Origin of the sequence: uncultured Mucilaginibacter sp. (genome assembly GCF_937859865.1) — a bacterium.
Lineage (GTDB): Bacteria > Bacteroidota > Bacteroidia > Sphingobacteriales > Sphingobacteriaceae > Mucilaginibacter_A.
In genome coordinates this window covers 1-2,406 of record NZ_CALMAT010000094.1, presented here as the reverse complement: position 1 = coordinate 2,406, position 2,406 = coordinate 1, and the positions used below count along the sequence as shown (strand labels likewise).

The window sequence follows — 2,406 nt, the reverse complement described above, 5'->3', positions numbered from 1 at the left end:
GTTGATGTTCGGCGTTAACTGGTTCAGTTTGGCCACCGGCATTTTGTGGTAGTTTTTATATTGATCGCGCAGGGCAACCAGCGTGCGGCTGCTATCGGCCAATGATTTTTCCATGGTAAAAACAGCATTGGCAGCAGCCGGATCATTTAAACCCGAAAGCTTGAGCATGGTTGGGATATGCTGCTGCGCATAATCGTTCCTGATTTTAGTGGTTCGGGCATCAGTTTTGAAATAATAATCGCGGTTGGGCAAACCCAAACCAGCCTGCCGGAATTGCAGCATCATTTTTACGCTGTTTTTTGCATCCTGGCCAACGCCTGTTCCAATAAAATTACGGACGCCGATGGTAGTTAAATAAGCTGCCGCGTCCAAAACATCCTGCTTGGTTTTAATATGCTCAATGCGGTTTAAAGGTGTTTTGATGGCGTTGATGCCCAGCTTTTCTATCGTAACCGTATCTAAACCGCTGTAATAAAAATCGCCGATCTTTTGCGTGTTGCTGCCTTTTGGCGCGTTAGCTTTTTCGGCATCTTCATTGATCTTTTTCAGTCGGTCGCGCAAATCTTCGCTTACCACATTACCAATTCCCCAACTGGAATACGCCGCCGGAATCGGGTTTTGCTTGATCCAGCCGCCGTTTGCATATTCAAAAAAATTGTCGCCGGGCTTTACCGATTGATCGAGGTTTTGATAAACCGGGTCGTTTGCTTTTTTGATTTGTGCTTTTGCGGGAGAAGAAGCCAATAAAACAACCGATAACAAACCGGAAGTAATAAAAAGAGTAGTTTTAATTTTCATTAATATTAAACAATAACAATGTATCCAAACATACTATTTTTCCGTAGGCTGATACTTCTTTTAGCATGTAAAATTTATGTTGATTAAAAAATCCGACGTTTTTTGTAAGATAAAAACAGTATGTATATTTAGGCAAAACCTTTTTATGAAACCTAAATTTTACTATACTTTTTTTATCGCCTGTTTTTTTGTGTTGAATGGTTTCGCACAAAAACAAAACGTTTATTTTTTAAAGAATGACGGACGAAATGTTCCGGTTAAAGATAGCGCTGATTTTATTCGAATTGTTCGGGAACCAGACTCGGGAACAGTTTTGTATAATGTATTAGAGTATTATTTAAACGGGAACACGAAAATGGTTGGCAAATCATCTACTATTTATCCAATTACCCTTGAAGGCGAAAGCATAAGTTATTATCAGAATAAAAAACGGAAGCAGGTATCAAAATACGAAATAGGGGAACTAACAGCAGACACTTATGATTATTATCCAAATGGAAATTTATACCGTGTAATTGCTTATGTTAATGATAATTACAAAATTTGGTTTGACAGACAAACCGTAAAAGCTGTTTTTGATTCATTAGGTAATGAAATGGTTAAGAATGGGAACGGCCATTATCAGGTATTTGACAAAAATTATAAACGAATAGAAGAAGAAGGTGGTGTAAAAGACGGAAGAAGAGATGGTTTATGGAAAGGAAGTATTGTGAACAAATTGACTTATATTGAAGAGTATGCTGATGGAAAATTTATCAATGGAACCAGTACCGACGAAAACGGACACACAATAAATTACATGGTAAAAGAAGCATTACCAACATTTAGGGGTGGAGAAACGGGCTTTGGGGATTACCTTTCACGCAGTATTCGCTACCCTATGCCTGCCAGAAAAAACAGGATACAGGGAAGGGTAATCGTAAGTTTTGCGGTTGAGAAAGATGGCCAGCTGTCAGATTTTAAAATTTTGCGCGACATCGGAGGTGGTTGCGGGGAAGAAGCAGTAAGGGTATTACAACAATCGCCTAAATGGAACCCGGGAATACAGCATGGCGTACCGGTACGGGTTGCTTATACCATGCCAATAAATTTCACTTTAGGCCGATAAAACCCGTCAAAAAAACTACCTTTGCATCCCGACAAACAAGTCGGGATTTTCCTATCCATCAGCAAGGAAAATTCTGGCTCGGCGCTTAAATTATACTCGTAAAAAAAGCACAATGCCCAGAAATACCTCCATCAATTCTGTCTTAATTATCGGTTCCGGCCCCATCGTGATTGGCCAGGCTTGCGAGTTTGATTATGCCGGTTCGCAGGCTTCTTTGTCTTTAAAAGATGAAGGGATTGAAGTTTCGATCATCAACAGCAATCCGGCAACGATCATGACGGATAAAGTCATCGCCGATCATGTTTACCTGCTGCCATTAAATTGCGATAGCCTCGAACTGATTTTACAGGAACGAAAAATAGACGCCGTGCTGCCAACTATGGGCGGACAAACAGCTTTAAACCTGTGCAAAGAAGCCGAAGAACGCGGCATCTGGCAAAAATACGGCGTAAAAATCATTGGGGTTGATATTGCCGCCATCGAAAAAACAGAGAACCGCG

At 40.6% G+C, this 2,406-nt stretch carries 1 protein-coding gene and 2 pseudogenes (1 of these 3 only partly in view); 2 read left to right on the top strand and 1 reads right to left on the bottom strand.

The window, feature by feature from the left end; all coding sequences use genetic code 11:
• A pseudogene (locus tag Q0192_RS10050) lies at positions 1-798 on the bottom strand (M13 family metallopeptidase N-terminal domain-containing protein); its annotated part reaches 524 nt to the left of the window's first position; the annotation flags it as partial.
• A 145-nt stretch (positions 799-943) separates the two neighbouring features.
• Between Q0192_RS10050 and Q0192_RS10045 the strand changes: the two are divergent.
• Together Q0192_RS10045 and Q0192_RS10040 are read left to right on the top strand one after the other, a co-directional pair.
• Positions 944-1,906 (top strand): energy transducer TonB, encoded by a 963-nt coding sequence (locus tag Q0192_RS10045; RefSeq protein WP_299289349.1) that lies wholly within the window; start codon positions 944-946, stop codon positions 1,904-1,906.
• A 112-nt stretch (positions 1,907-2,018) separates the two neighbouring features.
• Positions 2,019-2,406 (top strand): annotated as a pseudogene (locus Q0192_RS10040) (carbamoyl-phosphate synthase large subunit); the annotation flags it as partial.

What these genes read in the sequence shown, in the direction of transcription:
- Q0192_RS10045 (WP_299289349.1), top strand. Translation starts at nt 944, where the DNA reads ATGAAACCTAAATTTTACTATACTTTTTTTATCGCCTGTTTTTTTGTG.